Source organism: Hydrogenophaga sp. (genome assembly GCF_041633695.1).
Classification (GTDB): Bacteria; Pseudomonadota; Gammaproteobacteria; order Burkholderiales; family Burkholderiaceae_C; genus Hydrogenophaga.
The window spans coordinates 1-4,372 of record NZ_JBFJMY010000352.1; the positions used below are offsets into that span (position 1 = coordinate 1).

The window sequence follows — 4,372 nt, forward strand, 5'->3', positions numbered from 1 at the left end:
GATTGCGCCAATCTCTCGGGCACACACTCCTGCGCCGGCCAGTCCAAGCTGGACATGGACAAGGGCGAATGGAAATACGTGGCCGCCGGCACCTGCAAAGACATGAAAGGCATATCCATGGACGAAGCCAAGGGCGGGATGATGAAGAAGGATGACACGATGAAAAAAGACGACATGATGAAAAAGAGCTGATCGCTCCATGTCTTCCCGCGCCACCCAAGCCACGACCGCGCCCACACTGCGCACGCCGGTGGGCATTGGGTGGCGGCATCCGCACTACGCGGAACTGCTGGAAACCTTGCCCGAACTGGATTTCCTGGAAGTCCATTCCGAGAATTTTTTCGCCCCCGGTGGCGCAGCGCTGGCCGTGCTGCGCGAGGCGCGCGCGCACTACCCCGTCAGCCTGCACGGCGTGGGTTTGTCGCTGGGGTCGGCCTCGGGCATAGACCCCTGGCACCTGGAACGGCTTGCCGAACTGGTCCAGACCATAGAACCGGTTCGTGTGAGCGACCACGCTAGTTTTGCCCGTGGATTTCTGGCGGCGGGCAGCGCGATCCACGCCGCCGACCTGCTGCCGATTCCGTTCACACAAGACGCGCTCCATGTCTTGTGCGCCAACGTCGAACGGGTGCAAGACCGCCTGAAGCGCAGCATGGCGGTCGAGAATCTGTCGGCCTACATCGACTGGGCCGGCGCGGACATGAGTGAGCCCGAGTTTTTGTCCACGCTGGCCAGCCGCACCGGTTGCGGCTTGCTGGTCGATGTGAACAACCTCTACGTCAACGCACGCAACGCCCAGTTGCGCGACCCCGCCGTGGACCCCATGGCCACTTGCTGCGACTGGCTCGATGCCATGCGCCCGGCACAGGTGGCCGAGCTGCATCTGGCTGGCCATGTGCAGGTCGATGGCATCGTGATCGACGACCACGGCAGCCGCACCTGCGAAGCGGTCTGGTCGCTCTACCAACACGCTTTGCAACGCCTGGGCGCGGTGCCCACCTTGATCGAGTGGGACACCGATGTGCCTGCGCTGTCGGTGCTGCTGGAAGAAGGCCAGCGCGCGCGAAGCGTGGCCCGTGCCGCCCTCGACACCGCAACCGACACCACCGACAACACGCCCCACGCAGCCCGCGAGGCCACCGCATGAGCCAGCTTGCCGCGCAGCAGCAAGCCCTGCTGCAAACCCTGTTCCCCACCGCAGGCCAGGCGCCCGCCTCGGACCTGCTTGCGCCGTGGCTGCACCCGTCTTTTGAGCGCGGTCTGGCCGCCTACCGCAGCAACGGCCATGCGCTGGCCGAGCGTTGCCTGCAGGCCGCCTACCCGGTGATCCACAGCCTGGTGGGGGCCGACAATTTTGCGCCCCTGGCGCGCCATTTCTGGCACCACAGCCCGCCGGTGTGTGGCGACATGGCGCAATGGGGCGAAGCTTTTGCCGCTTTCCTGGCCAGCAACGACCAACTGGCCGACGTGCCCTATCTGGCCGATGTGGCCCGCCTCGAATGGGCGCTGCACCGCGCCGCCAGCGCAGCCGACACCACCGCCGACCCGGCCAGCCTGGCGCAACTGGGCACAGAAGACCCCGACACCCTGGGCCTGCGCCTGGCCAGCGGCACGCACACCTTGTGCAGCGCCTGGCCGGTGGCCAGTCTGGTCAACGCCCACCGCGCGGCAGACCCCAGCCTGGCCGCCGTGGCCGAGCTGATCCAGGCCGGTGTGGGCGAATGCGCCGTGGTCTGGCGCCAAGGCATGCGCCCATGCTTGGGGCCCGCCAGCGCCGCCGAAGTGGCGTTGATACAGGCGCTGTTGCACAACCATTCGCTGCTGGCAGCGCTCAACGCCGCCTTGCAAGCCGACCCGGCCTGGGACCTCGGCCCTTGGCTGGTGGCCGCGGTGTCGTCGGGCCTGGTATTGGCCGTGCACCCCTTGCACGCCCCGGCCCCGATATAAAACCCAGGAGACTCCCGTGAACACACCCCACCCCATCCAAAGCGCGTACCTTGTCTGGCGCGGCTTCACCCGCCTGCTCGACGGTTTGCAGCCACTGGCCGCGCTGCTGGCGCGCGCCTATCTGGCACAAGCCTTTTTTCTCTCGGGTTTGACCAAGCTGCGCGACTGGGAAACCACGGTGTTCCTGTTCACCGAGGAATACCACGTGCCCGTGTTGTCGCCCGAGCTGGCAGCCTTCATGGGCACGGCGGGCGAGCTGGTGCTGCCCGCCTTGCTGCTGCTGGGTCTGGCCGGGCGCTTCGCGGCGCTGGGCCTGTCGGTGGTCAATGTGGTGGCGGTGATCAGCCTGTCCGAGATCGCGCCCGCCGCCTTGCAACAGCACATCACCTGGGGCGTGTTGCTGGCTGCGCTGGCGCTGTACGGCGTGGGCAAATGGTCGGTCGACTGCGCCTGGCTGCGCCCGCTGCTGTTGCGCAAGGGCCTGGCACCAGCCGTTTGACACCCGCGCTGCGGCACAAGCTCCACCGCCAGCGCCTGGCCCGTTAGCATGGCGCATGCACCCCTTTCTCTTCACCCCACCCACGAACACATGACCACCCACCGCACCGACTGGACCCGCCGCCACTTTCTGCACAGCTTGCCCCTGGCGGGCCTGGGTGCTGCGCTACCGGCCTGGGCCGCCACCGACGCGCCCCCCGCCTGGGCCATGGTCGAAAAAGCCGCGCGCGGCCAGACCGTGTATTTCAACGCCTGGGCCGGCAGCGAGCAGATCAACACCTACCTGCAGTGGGCGGCACAGCAACTGCAGAGCAGCCACGGGGTGAAGCTGGAGCACGTCAAGATCAGCGACGCCGCCGATGTGATCAAACGCGTGCGCGCCGAAAAAGAAGCCGGACGCACCGCCGGTGAAGGCACGGTGGATCTGGTCTGGATCAACGGCGAGAACTTTGCAACCATGAAGCGCGACGGCCTGCTCGGCGCTCCCTTCGCGCAAGGTCTGCCCAACTTCCGCTGGGTCGACACCGTGGGCAAGCCCACCACGCTGAACGATTTTTCGGTGCCCACCGACGGCCTGGAATCGCCCTGGGGCATGGCGCAGCTGACCTTTTTTGCCGACCAGAAACGCCTGCCCAAACCCCCGAACAACATGGCCGAACTGTTGGCACTGGCGCGCGCAAACAGCGGGCGCATCAGCTACCCGCGCCCGCCCGACTTCCACGGCACCACCTTCGTGAAACAGGCGCTGCTGGAAACCGCCACCGATGCCAGCGCACTGGCCCGCCCGGTCACACCCGAGGCGTTTGCGGCGCAAACCACCCGCCTCTGGCCGTTTTTCGACGCCTTGCACCCCCACCTGTGGCGCGGCGGTAAGCAGTTCCCGCAAAACGCTGCCGCCATCCGCCAGATGATGGCCGACGGTGAACTGCTGATCGCCATCACCTTCAACCCCAACGAGGCCGCCAACGAAATCGCCGCACAACGCCTGCGCCCCACGGTTTTCAGCTGGCAGTTTGAAAAGGGCACGATCGGCAATACGCACTTTGTGGCCATTCCCTACAACGCGCCGGCACGGGCCGGTGCGCAGGTGGTGGCCAACTTCCTGCTCTCGGCCACCGCGCAAGCGCGCAAGGCCGATATCGCCCACTGGGGCGACCCGACCGTGCTCGACGTGCCGCGCCTGCCCGCCGCCGAGCGCGCGCTGTTCGCGGCCAAGCCCTTGCCCGGCCAGGTGCGCAGCACCGCGCCCACGCTGCCCGAGCCGCACGCCTCTTGGGTGGAGCCGCTTGAAAAAGAATGGGTTCGCCGCTACGGCAGCTGATGCCACGCAGCCACCCACCCCCGCGCCGGGTGTCTGCCCGCCTGCTCGCCGCCGCGCTGCTGCTGGCCTTGGCCGCCGCGCCGCTGTTGTGGGTCACGGTTTTGTCCCTGCTGCGTTTGCTCGAACCCACGGGCTGGCATTTGCTCGCGCAGGCGCCACAAGCGCCGCAGGCCCTGGTCTTGACGCTGTGGACCGGTCTGGCCTCGACCGCGCTGGCCTGGTGGCTCAGCGCGGCCCTGCTGGCGCAAGGTTTTGTGCGGCGCTCGCTGGACCGTGTGTTGGCCGGCTTGCCGGTGATGTTGGCCACGCCTCACGCTGCCCTGGCGATTGGCCTGGTGTTCCTGCTCTCGCCCAGTGGCTGGCTGCTGCGCGCCGTCTCACCCGGCCTGAGCGGCTGGGATTACCCGCCGCCCTGGCCCACCACGCAAGACCCCTGGGGGCTGGGCCTGATCCTTGCGCTGGTGGCCAAAGAAATGCCGTTTCTGCTCTGGACCGCAGCCACCCAATTGCAGCGCGACGACGTGCGCCAGCGCTGGCGTGCCGAACACGCGCTGGCGCAGACCCTGGGCTATGCACCGGCGCGCGCCTGGTGGCGCGTGATCTGGC

5 protein-coding genes and 1 pseudogene are annotated in these 4,372 nt (G+C 67.6%); all 6 read left to right on the plus strand.

The window, feature by feature from the left end:
- The coding region (locus tag ABYB95_RS17770) for a DUF2282 domain-containing protein (protein WP_372659929.1) at nucleotides 1-192 on the plus strand (192 nt) is incomplete at its 5' end.
- Between the two features lie 7 nt (nucleotides 193-199).
- Entirely contained in the window at nucleotides 200-1,147 is a 948-nt protein-coding gene (locus ABYB95_RS17775) for a DUF692 domain-containing protein (protein WP_372659931.1), read from the plus strand.
- Nucleotides 1,144-1,947: a putative DNA-binding domain-containing protein gene (locus tag ABYB95_RS17780; RefSeq protein WP_372659933.1), complete on the plus strand. Its 804-nt coding sequence runs from the start codon at nucleotides 1,144-1,146 to the stop codon at nucleotides 1,945-1,947. Before ABYB95_RS17775 ends, ABYB95_RS17780 begins: the two co-directional genes overlap by 4 nt.
- A 16-nt stretch (nucleotides 1,948-1,963) precedes the next feature.
- Entirely contained in the window at nucleotides 1,964-2,446 is a 483-nt protein-coding gene (locus ABYB95_RS17785; protein ID WP_372659935.1) for a DoxX family protein, read from the plus strand.
- A gap of 90 nt (nucleotides 2,447-2,536) precedes the next feature.
- Nucleotides 2,537-3,766, plus strand: coding sequence for an ABC transporter substrate-binding protein (locus tag ABYB95_RS17790; protein ID WP_372659937.1), 1,230 nt, complete (start codon nucleotides 2,537-2,539; stop codon nucleotides 3,764-3,766).
- 29 nt (nucleotides 3,767-3,795) lie between these two features.
- Nucleotides 3,796-4,372: pseudogene (locus ABYB95_RS17795) on the plus strand (ABC transporter permease); the annotation flags it as partial.

What these genes read in the sequence shown, in the direction of transcription:
- ABYB95_RS17775 (WP_372659931.1), top strand. Translation starts at nt 200, where the DNA reads ATGTCTTCCCGCGCCACCCAAGCCACGACCGCGCCCACACTGCGCACG.
- ABYB95_RS17780 (WP_372659933.1), top strand. Translation starts at nt 1,144, where the DNA reads ATGAGCCAGCTTGCCGCGCAGCAGCAAGCCCTGCTGCAAACCCTGTTC.
- ABYB95_RS17790 (WP_372659937.1), top strand. Translation starts at nt 2,537, where the DNA reads ATGACCACCCACCGCACCGACTGGACCCGCCGCCACTTTCTGCACAGC.